General features: G+C 50.2%; 15 protein-coding genes. 2 read left to right on the forward strand and 13 right to left on the reverse strand.

The window, feature by feature from the left end; genetic code table 11:
* Positions 1-5: 5 nt before the first annotated feature.
* The 11 genes from ACPXSQ_RS15795 to ACPXSQ_RS15845 all read right to left on the reverse strand — a co-directional run bounded on the left by ACPXSQ_RS15795 (position 6) and on the right by ACPXSQ_RS15845 (position 10,270).
* Positions 6-1,190 carry an acetyl-CoA C-acetyltransferase gene (locus tag ACPXSQ_RS15795; protein WP_024472343.1) on the reverse strand — a complete coding sequence of 395 codons (1,185 nt, stop codon included), beginning with the start codon at positions 1,188-1,190 and terminating at the stop codon, positions 6-8.
* Between the two features lie 193 nt (positions 1,191-1,383).
* Complete coding sequence (locus ACPXSQ_RS15800) at positions 1,384-2,322, reverse strand: cyclase family protein (protein ID WP_024472344.1); 939 nt, start codon at positions 2,320-2,322, stop codon at positions 1,384-1,386.
* Between the two features lie 4 nt (positions 2,323-2,326).
* Positions 2,327-3,253: a 3-hydroxyacyl-CoA dehydrogenase family protein gene (locus ACPXSQ_RS15805; RefSeq protein ID WP_105078966.1), complete on the reverse strand. Its 927-nt coding sequence runs from the start codon at positions 3,251-3,253 to the stop codon at positions 2,327-2,329.
* Positions 3,254-3,263: 10 nt separating this feature from the next.
* Positions 3,264-4,052 carry an SDR family NAD(P)-dependent oxidoreductase gene (locus ACPXSQ_RS15810; protein ID WP_024472346.1) on the reverse strand — a complete coding sequence of 263 codons (789 nt, stop codon included), beginning with the start codon at positions 4,050-4,052 and terminating at the stop codon, positions 3,264-3,266.
* 16 nt (positions 4,053-4,068) lie between these two features.
* A complete protein-coding gene (locus tag ACPXSQ_RS15815; RefSeq protein WP_064373138.1) occupies positions 4,069-4,410 on the reverse strand; it encodes a cupin domain-containing protein in 342 nt (113 codons plus the stop codon).
* Between the two features lie 13 nt (positions 4,411-4,423).
* On the reverse strand, positions 4,424-5,080 hold the full coding sequence (locus tag ACPXSQ_RS15820; RefSeq protein WP_080721688.1) for a 3-oxoacid CoA-transferase subunit B: 657 nt from the start codon (positions 5,078-5,080) through the stop codon (positions 4,424-4,426).
* Positions 5,073-5,741: a 3-oxoacid CoA-transferase subunit A gene (locus tag ACPXSQ_RS15825; protein WP_064373136.1), complete on the reverse strand. Its 669-nt coding sequence runs from the start codon at positions 5,739-5,741 to the stop codon at positions 5,073-5,075. The genes ACPXSQ_RS15820 and ACPXSQ_RS15825 overlap by 8 nt, the downstream gene beginning before the upstream one ends.
* 87 nt (positions 5,742-5,828) lie before the next feature.
* A complete protein-coding gene (locus ACPXSQ_RS15830; protein WP_024472350.1) occupies positions 5,829-7,139 on the reverse strand; it encodes an MFS transporter in 1,311 nt (436 codons plus the stop codon).
* A 208-nt stretch (positions 7,140-7,347) separates the two neighbouring features.
* Positions 7,348-8,346 carry a LysR family transcriptional regulator gene (locus ACPXSQ_RS15835; RefSeq protein ID WP_423461424.1) on the reverse strand — a complete coding sequence of 333 codons (999 nt, stop codon included), beginning with the start codon at positions 8,344-8,346 and terminating at the stop codon, positions 7,348-7,350.
* Between the two features lie 100 nt (positions 8,347-8,446).
* Positions 8,447-9,130: a Crp/Fnr family transcriptional regulator gene (locus ACPXSQ_RS15840; RefSeq protein ID WP_426144140.1), complete on the reverse strand. Its 684-nt coding sequence runs from the start codon at positions 9,128-9,130 to the stop codon at positions 8,447-8,449.
* Between the two features lie 183 nt (positions 9,131-9,313).
* On the reverse strand, positions 9,314-10,270 hold the full coding sequence (locus ACPXSQ_RS15845; protein WP_024472353.1) for a SphA family protein: 957 nt from the start codon (positions 10,268-10,270) through the stop codon (positions 9,314-9,316).
* Between the two features lie 616 nt (positions 10,271-10,886).
* On the opposite strand from ACPXSQ_RS15845, the gene ACPXSQ_RS15850 reads away from it, so the two are divergent.
* Positions 10,887-11,129, forward strand: coding sequence for a SymE family type I addiction module toxin (locus tag ACPXSQ_RS15850; protein WP_426144141.1), 243 nt, complete (start codon positions 10,887-10,889; stop codon positions 11,127-11,129).
* 76 nt (positions 11,130-11,205) lie between these two features.
* Positions 11,206-12,003 (forward strand): phosphotransferase family protein, encoded by a 798-nt coding sequence (locus ACPXSQ_RS15855; RefSeq protein ID WP_426144142.1) that lies wholly within the window; start codon positions 11,206-11,208, stop codon positions 12,001-12,003.
* Between the two features lie 138 nt (positions 12,004-12,141).
* Here ACPXSQ_RS15855 and ACPXSQ_RS15860 read toward each other — a convergent pair whose 3' ends face one another.
* On the reverse strand, positions 12,142-12,783 hold the full coding sequence (locus tag ACPXSQ_RS15860; RefSeq protein WP_426144143.1) for an HNH endonuclease: 642 nt from the start codon (positions 12,781-12,783) through the stop codon (positions 12,142-12,144).
* Positions 12,784-13,204: 421 nt separating this feature from the next.
* On the reverse strand, positions 13,205-16,723 hold the full coding sequence (locus ACPXSQ_RS15865; RefSeq protein WP_426144144.1) for an AAA domain-containing protein: 3,519 nt from the start codon (positions 16,721-16,723) through the stop codon (positions 13,205-13,207).
* Between the last annotated feature and the right edge of the window lie 412 nt (positions 16,724-17,135).

Consider the following 17,135-nt stretch of genomic DNA (forward strand, 5'->3'; position numbering starts at 1 on the left):
GATCCTTATTCTTTTTCAACCACCATGGCTAATCCCATGCCGCCGCCAATGCACAGCGTAGCGAGACCGTAACGAGCGTGGCGACGCTGCATTTCATGAACCAGCGAGACCAGAATGCGTGCGCCGGAAGCGCCGATCGGGTGACCGAGGGCAATTGCGCCGCCGTTGACGTTGGTTTTTTGTGGGTCCAACCCCAGCCCTTTCATGACGCTCAGGCACTGGGAGGCGAAAGCCTCGTTGGCCTCGATGACGTCGAGGTCACTCACCTGTAAACCCGCGCGGGATAGGGCCCTGCGCGTTGCGGGTACTGGACCGTAGCCCATAATGTTGGGATCGACGCCGCCGCTGCCCCAGGCGCGGATCGTTGCCAGCGGCTGAAGCTGGAGGGCGGCGGCTTTTTCACGGCTCATCAGTACTAGCGCGGCGGCGCCGTCATTAATGCCAGAAGCGTTCCCTGCTGTGACCACACCGTCAGGCCGGAAAGCGGGACGTAGCCGGGCGAGGGTTTCACGCGTGGTGCCGTGGCGGGGGAATTCATCGGCTTTGACGTAACGCTCTTCTTTACGCGTGACGATTTTTATCGGCACAATTTCATTGTCGAAACGACCGTTTTTCTGCGCCCATTCAGTGCGCTGCTGGCTTTCCGCCGCATAGGCGTCCAGCGCTTCCCGGGTGAGCTGGTATTTTTGTGCCAGGTTTTCAGCGGTGATCCCCATATGCTCGCCGGAGAAAGCGTCGGTCAGACCGTCGCTAATCAGGCTGTCAATCAGCGCGCTGTCGCCCATGCGCTTTCCCCAGCGGGCAGCGGCGGATAAGTACATGGCGTTGCTCATGCTTTCCGTCCCGCCGGCCACCACGATGTCCGCATCGCCCAGCGCGATGGCCTGCGCACCGAGAATGGTCGCCTTGAGCCCGGAACCGCATACTTTGCTGACGTTAAAGGCGCTTTTTTCTACCGGGATCCCGGCGGCGATAGCGACCTGACGAGCGACGTTCTGACCCAGCCCGGCCCCCAGTACGTTGCCCATGATGACTTCGTCAACATCGTCCGGTTTGATAGCGGCACGGGCGATAGCGGCGGTGATTGCATATTCACCAAGCTGGATAGCTGAGAGATCCTTGAGCGCGCCGCCAAAGCAGCCGATGGGCGTACGGGCGGCGCTGACAATGACAACATCTTTTGTACTCATGTGGTTGCTCCTCCGATGCAGAGCGGCATTGATATTTAATAATGTAAAAATATCGCTATAAGATTATTATGGCGTAAAAGTGTTATGCGCCCGGAATGAATTAAACTATTATTTCGGGCACAGATTACCTTTCGCTAAATAGCAAATGAGTCAGCTACGTTACTTATTAAAAATTAATTAAGGAGGAATTTTATTAAATGCAACCTCCGTAGCTATAGGTTCTTTCCGGCACATTATTCATATCATCTTCATCAATTTCCGCCACGCAGCGCACCATCGAGCCATCGCCTAAATACCAGCGCAGCGGGAAACAGAAGAAACGAAAACGCTTGCCGGAAACTTTATCCAGATTGCCGCCGAGGTTTTCAACGCCGACAATACCGTGGCCGAGCATCTGCTTATGGCAGGGTTCCCAGGTGCCCCAGCAGCCAATAGCCTCCAGATCGCCGAACTTTTCATCATAGGCGGCCTGGCCGTGAAGTTTGATATACAGCTCTTTATCAAATTCGGCATAGGCTTCTTCACCGAACTGTTGAATATATTCTTCGGTCAGTGGGCGTCCGGATGCGCCGAGTAAATTCATACGTGTGGCACCGTTATTCCCCATCGCAGTATGTAGCGGGTGATCTAATGCCTGCATATCCATGGCGACGCATTTAACTTTATTTTTGACAAACCATTTTCCGGCTTCCACGCCAGTCCCGCAGGAGTAGTGATAATACTCTTTTGAGTCATCAAATTTACGGTGCATCCCGGTATTCAGGCATACCACCATTCCGGCTAACGCTTCCGGTTTGATATTCGCACGGAGACAGGCATCTTCCAGATGATGTGGCTGAATTAATTCCCAGCGTCCGACGTTAATTTCCAGGCATATCGCCTCGCCGGTATAAGCATCGACCGGCATTTCATGCGTATAGCGCGCTCTTTTACCGTCGAACTCTGTTTCCATCACATGACGCGGGGCATCGCAGTGGGTGCCGGTGTGCATGGTGCAGGAAATACGCTGGGTTAACACGCCGCCTTTTGCCATGGTATGCGCGCTGTCGATCAGCGGCTTATCGAAGTAGGGCCAGCGCGGAGTGTCGGCGCTAAATGGATGCGTTAAATCGACAAAAACTTTCTTACCCATAGTGTTACTCCTCAGATTGCTGAGTGACGCGCTGCAGATAGTTCAGGAGGCGCTCACGGCTTTCGTTAATTGATGCGTCGTTCCAGGTCTGAAATCCGCTACCGGATTTGAAGCCCAGCTTGCCTTCGCTCACCAGCTGGCGCAGCAGCGGCGAGGGAGTTGTCGCGTTATTCAGATGCGGGAAAATATATTCATGAATCGCCAGGGTCAGGTCCGTCCCCACCATATCGGCGTTTTCCAGCGGGCCGAGGGTCGGCAGCCGGATACCAAAGCCGTAGCGGATGCCTTCGTCCACGGTGCGCGCGTCAGCGATGCCCTGCTCCACAAGGTAAATCGCTTCGCGCCACAGGGCGTGCTGGAGGCGGTTTACCAGGAAACCTGGCACATCTTTGTTGACCCGTACCGGGCGTTTCCCAACCCAGGCGAGGATGTCGAATGTGCGTTCGAATAGCACATCGTCGGTCCAGCGCGTGCGAATGACCTCCACCAGCGGGATCAGAAAGGCCGGATTCCAGAAATGGGTGCCCAGTACGCGCTGTTTGTGGGTCACATCGCGGGCGATCTCGCTGATGCTGATGACCGACGTATTGGAGGCGAGAATAGTTTCTGGTGGACAAAGCGCGTCCAGCTCGCAAAACAGCCGCTGCTTAAGGGCCAGCTGTTCAGGTACGCATTCAAAGACGATTTGCGCCCCCTTAACGCTCTCCGCCAGCCGGTCGCAAAAAACGACGCGGCTGACAACTTCTTCGATGGTGGCCTCGTCCGCCTGCATACGCTGCAGATTGCTGCGAATGGTGTCCGGTGCGGTCCAGGCACCCGCGTCGATATCATAAATCGTGACTTCCACACCGCGGGCGGCAAAGATCTGCGCGATACCGCTGCCCATCAGGCCGCCGCCGAGAACCGTGATGCGAGTGACCGGATTGTTCATCACCCTCTCCTTAGCCCGCCGTACAGCCGCCATCGATGTAAATGACCTGGCCGGTGATAAAATTTGCGGCAGGTGAGCAGAGGTATACGACAGTGCCGACCATATCTTCCACAACGGCAGCCCGGCCCATCGGGATGCGATCGAGGAAGATCTTTTTCAGCTTTTCGTCTTCCAGTACTTCCTGGGTCAGCGGCGTCCAGAAAATGGTCGGTGCGACGGCGTTAACGTTGATGCTGTATTTCGCCCATTCGGTAGCCAGCTGTTTGGTTAACAGATTGATTGCCCCTTTTGATGTGCCGTAAGCCGCGTAGCCGCCGGGGTGTCCGGCAAAGGCGCGCACCGATGAGGTATTGACGATTTTCCCGAATCCCTGCTGGATAAACAGTTGGCCAAATACTTTGCAGGGAATAAAGGTACCAGTGATGTTGACGTCCATTACTTTGCGGAAATCATTAACGTCAAAGGCCTCCGCTGGATGCCGGATAGCAATGCCGGCAATATTGATCAGAAAGTCGACTTTTCCCCAGACTGCGACCACTTGATCGGCCAGGGCTTTAACCGCCACTTCGTCGGTCATGTCGCCAGCGATAGCGAGGGCCTCGCCGCCCGCTTCCTGCACCTGCTGAACGGTTTTTTCCAGGGTGGCGATGGTACGGCCGGTTACCGCGACTTTAACGCCGTAGTTCGCCAGGCCGCGGGCGACACCTTCACCGAGCGCGCCTGCACCGCCGGTGATAACCGCAACTTTGCCTTCAAGGTTGAACAGCGCTTTGACTTTGTTATCCCATGTTGTGTCCATAATGATCCCTTACAGGTTACGTATTGCTGGCGATGACCAGCATACTGGTCGGATAATTGGTGTGGTTAACCACTTCACGCCCCTCAAACGGCGCGAGGAAAACGGCTTCCCCTTTGCTGACAACACGCGTTTCCTCTTTGGTTCGGATGGTGATGGCTCCCTCCAGCACGACGTAGAGCTTCTCTGTGGGCGAGTCGTCATAGGCCCACTCGGCACCGCCGCCGGGTAAGAAGTGTGAAAGTCCACACCAGAATTGTTTTGCCTCACAGAGCGCAGCGTCGCACAACTTCAGCGCCACCATGGCGTGATGCAGTGGTGGGTTGTAAGGGCTGGCTTCACTAATCGGTATCACTTTCATTGATGGTGTCCTTTTAGGAAAACTGGATTAATGTTTCAGAGATGCGTAGCGGTGCGGCGGTTTGCGCAACCACTTCCTCCACGCTGGTATCCGCAGCGATTTCGCGCAAAACCAGGCCGTTATTGACTTCAATGACCGCTTTTTCCGTCACGATCAGATTGACCTGGCCGACGGCGGTCAGCGGAAGCTGGCAGCGAGGCAAAATTTTTGACTGGCCTCTTTTATCGCAATGTTCCATGGCGATGATGACGCGGCGGGCACCGTTCACCAGGTCCATAGCGCCCCCCATTCCGGGAACCATTTTGCCGGGGATGATCCAGTTGGCGAGATTGCCCTCCTGATCTACCTCCAGCGCCCCCAGAACGGTCACATCGACGTGACCACCGCGTATAATGGCGAACGACAGGGCACTGTCGAAGAACGCAGCACCGGGTACGGCGGTGACCGGTTGACCGCCAGCGTTAGTTAAATCGGCGTCGATACTGTCGCTATCCGGCATGGGGCCGAGCCCCACCAGGCCATTTTCAGACTGGAAGATGACGCCAAGATCGTCGGCGACGTAGTTGGCGACCTGCGTCGGCAGGCCAATCCCCAGATTCACCAGATCCCCTTTGTGAAGCTCTTTTGCAACCCGGCGCGCAATGCGTTCTCTCATGGCGTTTTTATCCATGGTGATCTTCCCCCTTAACCAGGTAGTCGATAAAAATGCCGGGCGTGTTGTAACGGTCGGCGGCGGTACAGTTCATCGGCACAATGGATTCGCACTCGGCGATCACCAGACGTGCGGCGGTGGCCATCACCGGGTTAAAGTTTTTGGTGGTTTTATTGAACATTGCGTTACCGGCCGTATCGGCAACGGAGCAGTGGATCAGGGCTATGTCAGCCTGCAGCGGCCGTTCCAGCAGCCAGGGCAGGCCGTCAATGATGACCTGCTGCTTGCCATCCTCCACCACCGTGCCCAGCCCGGTGCGGGTCAGTACGCCGCCCAATCCGGCTCCGCCTGCGCGAATACGCTCAACCAGCGTGCCCTGGGGGACCAGCTCCGCTTCCAGCTCGCCGCTGGACATCTGGCGTCCGGTTTCCGGGTTCAGGCCAATATGGGAAGCGATGATCTTGCGAACCTGCTTATTGACGATCAGCTTGCCGATCCCCCGATCGATAAACCCGGTGTCATTCGCGATAATCGTTAAATTACCCACGCCTTTTTCCACCAGCGCATCAATAATTTTTTCTGGCGTCCCAACCGCCATAAATCCGCCAATCATGATAGTCATGCCCTCTTCCACCATGTCGGCTGCGCGTTGCGGCGAAATATTTTCTTTTTTTAGCATGGTATGACTTCCTGAATAAGTGACGTTACTGTTTGCAAACCGATAGTTAACGAAAACAGTTTTCCCTGGTGAGGAACTGTAAAATTGTTATCCGGCGACGACGGAATCTGTTTTGCCTTTGCATTTGTCGTTAATCATGAAAATTAATACGGCGGCAATAATATCCAGCACGATAAATGAAATATAAGCTGCGTCGTAATCGCCGGTATATTTCAGGCTAATAGCCGCCACCGCAAAACAACTGACCCGGAATAAACACGCAATGGTTGAAACCAGACGGTTAGCGGCGGAGAAGTCATAGCGGCCATAAACGGTACCGACCATCGATGTACAGAGCTCTTTGATACCGGCGATACTCGCCCCCACCATTAATAGCGTGAAATAGGTAAAGTAATCGCTACCGCGAACCAGCAGGCAGGCGTGAGTGACAGCAAAGAAAAAGGCGTAAGCGATGCTGGCTTTTCGGGTACCGACTTTGACATCCACCCATCCCCAGAAGTAGCTGAACACGGCGCAAATCAACGCGGCGGAGGTAAACATCCAGACGGCGGTTTCTTTCGCATAACCCACTGAAATCAGCCGGGGGATCAGCTGACTGACAACGCCGATATCCACCAACCACAGCAGGCCGAAACCGACGGAAATCAACCACATTTCCCGGTCGCGGAACAGCACGCGGTAGGTAAAGGGGCTTTGGTAATCGGTCTGCGCCGCCAGATTAGCCGCCTGCTGCTCGCGAGAAATCGGCTCGTTATCGGGGTACAAACCCAGCTCTTCCGGCGTATTGCGGATCCAGAATATCGAGATGATACCGAGGGTAATTAACGTTCCTCCGACGACGGCATAAGCACCGGGGACGCCGAAACGATCAAAGAGGAAGAACATGATAGGAATAAGCGTTGCGGTACAGAATGACATCCCCATGGTTGCCCAACCCAGCGCCAGGCCTTTTTTCTTTGGAAACCAGCTATTCAGCAGGGTGGCGGGAACGTTGAAACAGCAGCCGGTGGCCAACAAATTCATCAGCGCCAGACCAATAGCATATTGGGTGTAAGAGGTGACGCGGCCAAACCAGATCATCGTTAATCCCAACGCCAGCAGGCCAAAAATGGCGACGATTTTTGCCCCTCTGCGCTTGATCATTTCGGCGATGACCAGCGCACCGATAACGCCAATCCAGCCCGCGGGCGTTGAGAAAGAGAGAAGCGTGGCGAAATCCCAGCCGTGAAGATCGACAAAGCTCTGGACGATAACGTTCAGGCCGTCTGCGGTCCAGGCGGCGAAGTTGTAATACATCAGCATACTGAAGCCGACCATGCTCCAGCCCCAGCCGCCGAAGTTACTTCGGGTGCTGGAATGGTTTGCCGTTTTGTCGGCAATGTTATTTGTATTTTTCATAATTCTCACCCAGTTAATAAATTTAACCCTCCCCTTAACAACTGGCTCTGAATAATAAGGGGCGATGCGGCGCAAAACATTTGCGAGGGGCAATGTTATTATCGAGAAAACCAACTTACTAAGATCAGATTAACAACAGGTTTTTTGGGTTTGAAGACTATAAATAAAAAGTGCATTTGCAAATATGAAAAGAGGCACCGGCGATTTTTCAGGATTTCTTCTCGCGCATTTTCTGAAAGGTACCGGTGTGTTGTTCAATCAAAAAATGTTTAAAAGAAGATACGCATTCGGTTATTTGGCTGCGGGCCGGATAATAGAGGTTTAATAACCACTTCGATGTTTGCATCTCCTTAAAAAGGCAGGTGAGTTTTTCACTGCGAATATCACGCTGGACAACATACTCCGGCAGGTAGGCAATGCCGGCACCTGAAAGCACCGATTTTCGTAACAGCGTGCTGTCACAAACCTCAAGCGATTTGGGAATTTTGAAAAAGTGACGTTCGTTATTGATCTCGTAAGCCCAGTCGTTGCTGCCGGTCAGCGAGCTGGCGAACAGACAGCGATGATGCACCAGCTCCGACGGATGCTGCGGCGTGCCGTTCATCAGTAAGTATTGCGGTGAGGCGACGGTCACGAACGGCTCGGCGATCAGATTACGCTTCACCAGCGGAAGCTCCTGATCCTGGGGATGGCTAAAGGCGTTGACGGCGCCGATGATGATATCGTGATCTTTCCAGTTCTGAATACCGAAGGCTGAGACATGAACGGCGATATTCACCTGACGGTTACCGGCCAGATAGTTAGCGACGATGGGCATCAGATATTGTTCGGCATAGACCGGCGTACAGCAGATACGAATCGTTCCCCGACGCTGGGTGGAAAAATGCGTTAGCTCATTTTTGAGCTGACTGACTTTCTCACCGATTAAACAGAAATTGCGATACAGATAATCACCGGCATCGGTCAGCGGCATGGCTTTGTTGTTGCGCCGATAAAGCGGGCAGCCAATTTCTTTTTCCAGATCGGACAGCCAGCGCGATCCAGAGGAAATGGAGATTCCCATTCGCTCTGCCGCCGATGAAATGGAACCGGTAGTAACCAGATTCACGAAGAACATCATTCTGGTCATGATATGCGGATCTGAAAGGGTGACATCCTGCGGCAGGACGGGGGCGGACGCCTCGCTACGATAGTCTTCACTGTACATAGTCGGTTTCTCGCTTCAGATTGGCCTGGATTTATCCTGGCAGCTAACCTGATGAGCAAATGGCAAGCATTCACATTTGCCGCGCGCCACGGTTCACAATTTACACAATCTCTCGGTTGGCAACCTGCCGCAGCCCATCAAGATCCAGCACTTCGATATTGCCGTAGTGAAGCGCCACCATCTGGCGCTGCGCGAAATGTCTGAGTGTTTTGGCAACAAAAGGACGTGACAGGCGCAGGCATTCGGCCATGAACTGCATCGTGAAAGGAATGTGGCGTTCGCGACAGGGGCCGCTTTGTCCCTCTTCACAATCCACCAGAAAAGCCGCCACACAGGCTTCCCTGGAGGCCACTTTATGTGTGTAAAGCACCCGATCCAGATCGTGAAGTCGCTCGGTAAGTGAATCAACCACCTGCATTTTGAATTCATCAAACTGGGCCAGCAGCTGCGTGGCGCAGGCGCGCGGAAGAAGCAGTAATTCCACATCGGTCATGGCGATGAAGTTACGATCTAACGGCGTGTGCTTCCAGACGAAGTCAAACAGGATCATGCGGCCGACCGGAACGTGGGTGAGCAGCGTCTGGTTGCCGTTAGCGTGGTGAACATTCGCGAACAGATGGCCTTTTAACGTCCAGGCTATCGCCTCAACGTCGGCGCCCTGATGAAACACGATGCTGCCGGCTTTTTCGCTACGAATACGCGACTGGCGCAGTAAAGCCTGCTGAAGCGCCGGAGGAAAGGCGTTCCAGCCGGGGATCATCATGATGGCTTCTTCGACGAGCATAAACGCTCCTGTCTGAGGGGGAGAGGAACGATTGTCAGCAAACGGAACGGGGTTTTTAAGCCGGGAATAGACAAGATGTGATAGCTATCAAAGAGAGCCGTCAGGAGCAGGAAGCACTTTTTCTTTCTGCTCCTGACGCGCTGAGGTATCACGCCGGGTGATGACGTGAGGGAGTAACCCCGGCTACAGCGGCATCGACATCCCGATATGGAAAAAGGTCATTCCGGCATCGTTTTCGCTATGCAAATTAAACAACAGTCGGCTGGTAACAGTTACGCCGCTAAAGTCATAACTTATCATTGGACCGGCTTTGATGTGCTCGACGCGCTTACCGGTGGAGTAGATCCCCTCCACGGCCTGTACCGTTCTGCCGTTTACCTTGTCGTCAGTCACCTGCTTCGTCCAGTTGCCGATAAGCCCCGCCGTGAGGTTGTTGCTGATGCGATGGGTGGCGGTAACGTCCATGTACCAGGTACTGCCGGAGCGGTAGTCGGTTTCGCTGTTTCTCGTGTTGAAGTCAAAAATATTATTGAGCGTAATGCCCCAGTCATCGGTCAGATAGCTGATGGCGATATTGGGTTCAAACGACCAGTAATCCCAGGCGACATTATCGCCGGAGGTCTCTTTTTGACCGGTTACCGCATTGCGGGTATAGGCCGTTTTGCCATCCGGTAAATAGATGGCTAACCCGGCGCCGATGTGGAAATTGTTATGGAGATCCCAGGAAAGCGCGAGGGGCGTAATGCTGGTTCCCATCAGGCCATTGGTGTGGTCAGTAGTGTGCTGGCCTGTATTTTTCACCTGAATAAATTTATAGGGCTGTACCACCATCGCCGCATAGCGCGCGCCAAAAAGTTCCCAGCCAGGAACCCATGTGGCAGACATTACCAGCCCGACGTTGGAGAGCTTATTTTTCCCTCCGGCGATTTTCGCCGTATCACCGCTGCCGTTTCGCACGACGCCGGTTTCATAGGTGGATGTCATTGACAGATACAGCCCGTCGGGCGGAAGCGCGCCTGTATGGGTACCGGTGGTGGCGCCGGGCTGTAACGGCGTTAATCCTTCGGCAGCAAAGAGTGGGCAAGGAACAACCAGAGAAGCGGTAAGGGCCAGGGTAAGAGGTAGCGTTCTGATTTTCATTTTAATCGTCCATTTTATGACCAGTGCCGGAACGATTAAAAGCAAAAATCACGCGACCTGGAATAGCATAAATAAGAACGTCTTTTCGGAATTTGCAAAAGCAGTTGGAAATGTTAATCCGGGCTGCTTTTCAGCCTTGATGCCGGCAACGCTGCTGCAAAACGTGCAGGGGCCACGACCGTTTTCACCGTGGGATGTGAGAGGATTTTGGGGGCGGGGTTTGGTGACGCGGTGAAAGTACCGAAGGCGGTTTAGGCAAGGGCAACAGAATAGCGGATTGAGGCTGAGGACGGGTAAAATGCGTCGGGTATTTTCCTTCTTTTCGCCATTATCTGAATTTAGATCTGCGACGAAAACTGATGGATTACGTTGAGATTTGCGCGGAATTTCTGCGTACGATTTCGCAGTTTGCTTTTTTCACTCTCGCTGCGTTTTTGCCTGCCTGATTAAATGTTCCGGTCATTTAGCGCGATACGAATGTGGGGCAACACATCCGCATCGCTGATCACAATCACTATTAACAAGGAATAGTCATCATGACTGCTTTCGATTGTATTTCAGGCCACAACGAAGCTAAGAGCCAAACTACACCCAGCGCTATGCGACCGTGGGTTATGTGACCCGCACTCCAGATTACCGCCGCATTCCGGCGATTACCCTGAAAGGCTGTTGGTTGAAAACAGCGGGGTTTCCCATTGGGGTGCAACTGGACGTGAAAGTGACCTGGGGGAGGATCATCATCAGCTTTGAGCCCAGGGATGTGATCAACGGGACGCGGGTGAGAACGATTGAGGAACTGGCGTCATTGCCTGTGCATATGAGAAAGCGGGTGATGAAGGCGATTGGGTTGACTGACTAGTAGGGTTGATGGGCTTGCCCCTGCGGAGGTGGGGGCAAGCTGGGTCTTTAACGTTAAGAGTAAATGCAGAGTTACTATGACCGACGCCGATATAGCGAAAATGGGTAGTGCCCGCGTAAAACGACTTGCGGATGAAGATGGTAAGCCCTGTGCCATTGAGAAAGAGCCGGTAAGTGAGGTGGAATATGCTTTCTATCACAATGCCGCTCCCCTTCTGGCCCAGCTTGGCATTCTGACGCCAGTGGTGAAATCAGCCTGCTACGAACAACGAAACCTCGTACTCGAATATATTCCTGAACTCATCCAGCAAGACGCTGTTACGGGCGATGCGTTCCTTTCCGTTATTGCACGATTACATTCTGTACCGTCTGATCCCTCATGGACGTTCAGCACACATCAGTGGGACGAGGCAGCACTTGAAGGCTGCCTCGATATGCTTCGCCTGCCTGCTCAGGCGGAACGGCAGTTTCGGGCAATGCACAAGCACAGCAATGTTCTTTTTGAACCGCATTGTGTGATCTCCGGTGATACCAATGCAGGTAACTGGGGAAAGAGAGAGAATGGCGAACTGGTGCTGTTCGACTGGGAACGCTTTGGCCTGGGTAACCCAGCGATAGATTTAGCGCCTTTGGTCAAAGGGATGGGCGGAGAAGAAGACTTTCGAGTGTTAGCAAGACGCTATTGTCAGTTGAATAGCAGGTTTAATGCGGATGTGCTGGCGAAAGAGATCGCCCTTGCTAAAGCGTGGATTGTGAATGAGGTGGTGCTGATGTTGAGTAAGCGGGGAAAGCAGGAACTGGCGAAGTATTTAGGATGGTATAGAGAGGTGCTGCCTGAGTGGATTAAAAATATGTGTTTTATCATTAAGCAATGACTTTCTTTTTTGAAATTAAATAAATGAGAGCCCATCCGTCTAATAAATGCAACTCTCAAAAAAAGAATAATCCTTAGCTAAAAATTAGACAATCACTCATTATCAAATCCAAGAGTAAAATGAATAATAATTTTCAAATTAATTTTTAAACATCATATCCTTGATCTCCTCTGGTGTAAATGGTGGATTTTTACGGTGTAGCATTGAATGACAGTTTGGACAAACGGGAATAAGGTCTTTAATGGGATCAGGAGAATGCTTTTTTTTTATTTTAGAAAGCGGTTTGAGATGATGAACATGGATAAATTCTTTAGCAATATCACCATAGATCTTTGACAAATCAATTTGGCATACTTTGCATTGATGACCATGATAAGCAACGGCGGCGCTGCGGGCTTTTGGATCGCGTTCATATCGATTGACCATTACTTGCATTACAGCACCCTCAACATATTGAGATTCATTGGGTACTTCATCTGGAAAGAGAAAATCCTGAACAGGTAAAGCATGATTTTTATCTTGAATGATTTTAAATCCTTGCTTTATCAATAACCTTACGCATTTTGAGTTAATACCACCCGAGAAATCTTGAGGCGTAAAACTCTTGCCGGTCATTAGTGATGCAGCTATTCCAGCAATGGCTTTTGAAGGATAACGACGTCCCTCAAACTCAAGTTCATAAAGTCGTGCTTCTTTGAAGCGATGTAAAAACCCTTCATCATAAGCCTTAATAGCTTTAATGATAAATTCGTATGGTAGATCATCAGGGAATTCGTTCATTTAAAAACATCCTTATAGTCATAGAACAGGCCATCATTTGATGAACGTTAATAATATTGTTCACGATAACATCCTCACCTAATGCTGTTCAGTTAAGTAAGACTGTTTAAAAAGTCTTCATCTACTATTTAATAAAGCAGCCTACTTTAAAATTCATAATTGCAAGAAACCACATGAACTCATAATTTAATCGCGTAAAATACACAAGCCATCCTTTAAGATAAAAAATCAGCATCATGGGAAGAAAAAACATAGCTATAAATACTATAACCGATAATAAAATATAATTTCACACATCTAGAAACACTAAAATCTCCTCTGGCCAACAGGCAAATAAACAAATTTCAATAAGTTATGAGCGCCGTTCTGAAACTGACAGAACGGCAACGGATACAATAATAATAAAAAATATGCCCTACATTTATTCCAGTAAGCGCTGCTCCAAATTGGAATAAATGATCTTGATTTCATTTTTTAAAGCATCACCGACATACAACATTGATGTGTCGTAACGCTTGAAATTCTCATCACGAGATGCACTGAACCAGTTGAATGAACCGACACACAAGAGCTCTTCATCACCAATGACCACTTTACTGTGTATGCGGTCAACAAGTCTGGTTGATATACCGAGCTCTTCTAGCTTTCCAAGAGCTTCATCAAGGCGCTGCCGTTTTTCTATCCGCTGTTCATAACTGGAAGCCTGGGTATTGAAACTCTTGTCCGTCACGACTGTGATATCAATTCCGCGAGAAAGAGCACGTTTCATTGATGCCAGAAATCCGGTTTCTTCCAGCTTATGCCAGATTAACCAAGGAGAGACAATCGTGATGCTCTTCCCGATTGAGTCAAACGTCTGGTTGAGAAAGGCATCATGCTCTTCTGCCCCGTGTAAGGTAGATATCTGTGTTTGAGCAGTGCTCAAATCTGGGCGTTTATTGAACTCAAACTGCAGCGCATTATTTGCTGACGCAAACAGGTATTTCGCCAGTAATCCTCTGGGCGAAGAGCCCGGCTGGATCTCGAAGAGGTCCATATCCCCAAAGACCAGAAAACTGTCCTTAGCCCGAGAAACGGCAACGTTCAGCATGCTGCTGTCACTATCAATAAATCCGCCATCTTCGTGCTTAGAATATACGGGTGAGAAAAGTACGATGGAGCGTTCTGCCCCTTGCAAAGCGTGCACAGTTCCAACCGTCAGGGAATTTTCATAACCACTACAATTAATATCCTGGTCACGTAATGATGACTTTATGGCATTAACCTGTGCAGAAAATGGTGTAACTACGCCCACCACTTTATGTAACGGTTCTCCATAATGCGCCTCGATATCCTCTTTGTGAGCTGCAAGCCAGGCCGCTATCGTTTCAGCCTCAAAGGCGTTATAGCGGCTTCCGCCGTTTGCTTTAACACCTTTGCCATCAATGTGGAGATAGCCCATCGCAGGAAAAATTGTCTCTTTTTCCTCGCCTCGTTTTGGCTGCAACTTACCGTGATAACAAAGAGCGTTACAGTAGCCAATAATATTGTCGAAGCAACGGCGATGCTCATACAGATACATTCCGCGGGCAAAGTCAGGATCGTACTTATAGCGTGAGTTAAACTGAGCCACTTTCATAACACTGCCTGATGCAGCACTTTTTCCTGACTCACCTATTAAGATATAAGCTTCAGTAAGATCCTCTTGCGTACTGCCGTGAAGGATATTCTCCTCCATCATATTGCCTATATCGATACCTGGCAGGCTGTTCCAGATAGGGGCTATTTGTTCTGTATCACCAATTACCAAGGCTTTCTTCGCCAGAGCAAAAGACGCTGCGGCAACCTCAGGAAGTACCTGCCCGGCTTCATCAACAATGAGCAAATCGGCAAAATTGTATAAATAACTATACTCAAATTGGTCTCCACCGATAGGTTCTTTGACGCGCATATGTAAAGGAAGCATAAAGCAGGTCATAACTATGCAAGGGGTGAGCTTCATTCTGCGCTGCCAGCAAGCTTTAATTACCTTCGCCTCTCGAAGATCTTTCTCATTTTGGAGATTATCTATCTTGGCCATATCAATCAGCCAGCGGCCTTCCCAGTAATGGGTTGACAGCAAGAACGCAGGGAAACGGATCCCAGTATCCGCAAGCTCATCCGCTCTGGACAAGGTCACTTCATCTGAATCTGTGTGCCCCAATGAATATGTCAGCTCGCTCCAGCGCTGAGATGCTTCATTTTCGCGTCTGAAGACGTCCAGAGCTAATTCGATTTCTTTTTGGAAACCCGACTGTTCTTTTGACGATTGTGATATTAAACCCTCTATAAATGCGTCAATATCTACTGGCAGCGATCCCTTAAATGCCGTCATTTTTGCGCCAAACGCCTCATCTAAAAAGAGGTTCATTTGATAGTGACGTTTAGTACGAACGACAGGCAGCCAGGAGAAAAGCGCATATATGACAGACTCATTCGCACGATATTGCTGCCACCGCTTTTTACCTTGGTTCAAAAGCGCGACTTCATTCGCGCTGTTAAGCAGTAAGTCATTTTTATCTTGAATGTATTGGCCAAGATCTTCGCTGATGGCATCCCGCTCACGGCGAACCGCATTCAGCCTGTTCCATGCGAGTTCGATTTGCTTAAGCTGAGCAGTCATCTCAGTTAAATGTTTGTGCAAAATATCCACAACCAGCTCTGGCGAGCTACAGTCTTCGTTTGGAAACGCCGCTTTTGCCTTCTCCAGATAGAAAACTCGTGCGTCTTCAACATATTCGAGGGATTCGATACGATTAAAAAAAGCTTCCGTCTGGTATTTTTTTTCTGCGTCGGCTCTTTGAGTTGAAGACGGATAAAACGCGCCAAAGCTGATCACATCGGGCAACCAACGCCCCTCCATTGCCCCGGTACCAGAACCAAAATCCTTACCGAACGCTTCAATGATGTTGGTCACAGCCTGGTTATTGGTTGACGTAGCAATGACTACAGGCGGTTCACTCTTATTAAGCGCAGCCCTGGCCCATTCGGTAGCAATAATGGAAAGCATCAGCGTAGTCTTACCGGTTCCGGGAGGGCCGTTCACAGCGAGCATATCACCTGGTTGCTGAGTCAGATAATGGCTAAGAGCATCACGTTGTGCCACCGCCAGCGGAAATGTATCTCCGGAATGCCCAAGTCGTTCACAGAACATGGCGTTGTCAGGCAGAAGTGATTCTAAGGGAGGCATGTCATGAGACGCAAAGCGCGATAGCAACGGCACTTCTTTTTTGCTCACCAGCAGATGATCGTACATAGGCAGTATATGTATGCTTGCCCCACCAACTCGTTTGGCTTTGATTACATAACCATATTCTGCAAGTTCATATTGCTCGTGGGATTCAATCCATTCTTTAGCGACGTTTTTAAGAAGATCTTCTGACTCTTTAAGATATGTTTCCCAGCGTTTTTTGTATCTTTCATATCGTTTTTCACGCTGCTCATCCGTTTCCACGTGGCGCTCATGCTCATCATCCACACCAAATGAAGTTGAGTCATGTGTCGTTCTGTATTTGTCATAATGAGTTATCTCACCAATCGAAAAAATGCCTTTGGGAAGTGGCTCAAGCAAGTCTCGCGGTATAGTCGTAGGCGCGTTGGGAAACAAAAAACCTTCGCGGTTCATAAGAGCGGATGTTACCAATGGCGTGACGAACACTGGTGCGCCTGCAGTCCGCTTTTTGCCATGCTTCAAAAGACGGATGTAGACACGAGGCCGTAAAAGCACCTCTACAATTTTAATATTTTCACCTTCACTTTTAAAAAATGAGCGGACTATCTCGTCTTTAAGCCTCCCTGAGGCTATGTCCGTCCATTTTGTGAATGAACCTACATCTTTACTCGAAAACGCCCCTTTACCCGACTCTGCATCAGCCAGTGAGTTACGCCAGTATGAAGTGAATCCCTTAGTGTTACTGTCCATCCGCATCCCGCAACTTAAGTCAAATTATTGATTTGAAAGATATAAACCCAGCTTATAATTAAGTATTGTCCACGATACGGGAGAGAGTGCAATGGTTTGCTTGCCTTAAAGAGCTACTGAATGTAATAAGCGTAATTATTGCATCCTAAATGCAAAAACTTATTTAAAGTTCTGGTGGTTTCAGTTCCACGTGCGAGGTTATAAAATTTATAATTAATAAAAACAGTATTTAATTCAAATTCTTAACATATTTAGCTGCAGAACCTCATTCTGAAGCAAGAACGGTGCAAACAGTCTTTCACTGACCTGCCCCCAGTATTTGATACAACCTTCAGTTAGTAATGCCGGTTGGTTTTTCTTCATGTTTCCCGTTTCGCCAGCATGCTGCAAATTCACACGGCGTCTGGTAATT

The organism is Pantoea sp. EEL5 (assembly GCF_049892805.1).
Lineage (GTDB): Bacteria > Pseudomonadota > Gammaproteobacteria > Enterobacterales > Enterobacteriaceae > Pantoea > Pantoea ananatis.

Bases quoted from the DNA above. Each gene is read 5' to 3' on its own strand.
- ACPXSQ_RS15830 (WP_024472350.1), bottom strand. From the start codon at position 7,139: ATGAAAAATACAAATAACATTGCCGACAAAACGGCAAACCATTCCAGC.
- ACPXSQ_RS15815 (WP_064373138.1), bottom strand. From the start codon at position 4,410: ATGAAAGTGATACCGATTAGTGAAGCCAGCCCTTACAACCCACCACTG.
- ACPXSQ_RS15820 (WP_080721688.1), bottom strand. From the start codon at position 5,080: ATGGATAAAAACGCCATGAGAGAACGCATTGCGCGCCGGGTTGCAAAA.
- ACPXSQ_RS15795 (WP_024472343.1), bottom strand. From the start codon at position 1,190: ATGAGTACAAAAGATGTTGTCATTGTCAGCGCCGCCCGTACGCCCATC.
- ACPXSQ_RS15800 (WP_024472344.1), bottom strand. From the start codon at position 2,322: ATGGGTAAGAAAGTTTTTGTCGATTTAACGCATCCATTTAGCGCCGAC.
- ACPXSQ_RS15840 (WP_426144140.1), bottom strand. From the start codon at position 9,130: ATGCTCGTCGAAGAAGCCATCATGATGATCCCCGGCTGGAACGCCTTT.
- ACPXSQ_RS15845 (WP_024472353.1), bottom strand. From the start codon at position 10,270: ATGAAAATCAGAACGCTACCTCTTACCCTGGCCCTTACCGCTTCTCTG.
- ACPXSQ_RS15865 (WP_426144144.1), bottom strand. From the start codon at position 16,723: ATGGACAGTAACACTAAGGGATTCACTTCATACTGGCGTAACTCACTG.
- ACPXSQ_RS15855 (WP_426144142.1), top strand. From the start codon at position 11,206: ATGACCGACGCCGATATAGCGAAAATGGGTAGTGCCCGCGTAAAACGA.
- ACPXSQ_RS15825 (WP_064373136.1), bottom strand. From the start codon at position 5,741: ATGCTAAAAAAAGAAAATATTTCGCCGCAACGCGCAGCCGACATGGTG.
- ACPXSQ_RS15860 (WP_426144143.1), bottom strand. From the start codon at position 12,783: ATGAACGAATTCCCTGATGATCTACCATACGAATTTATCATTAAAGCT.
- ACPXSQ_RS15805 (WP_105078966.1), bottom strand. From the start codon at position 3,253: ATGAACAATCCGGTCACTCGCATCACGGTTCTCGGCGGCGGCCTGATG.
- ACPXSQ_RS15835 (WP_423461424.1), bottom strand. From the start codon at position 8,346: ATGTACAGTGAAGACTATCGTAGCGAGGCGTCCGCCCCCGTCCTGCCG.
- ACPXSQ_RS15810 (WP_024472346.1), bottom strand. From the start codon at position 4,052: ATGGACACAACATGGGATAACAAAGTCAAAGCGCTGTTCAACCTTGAA.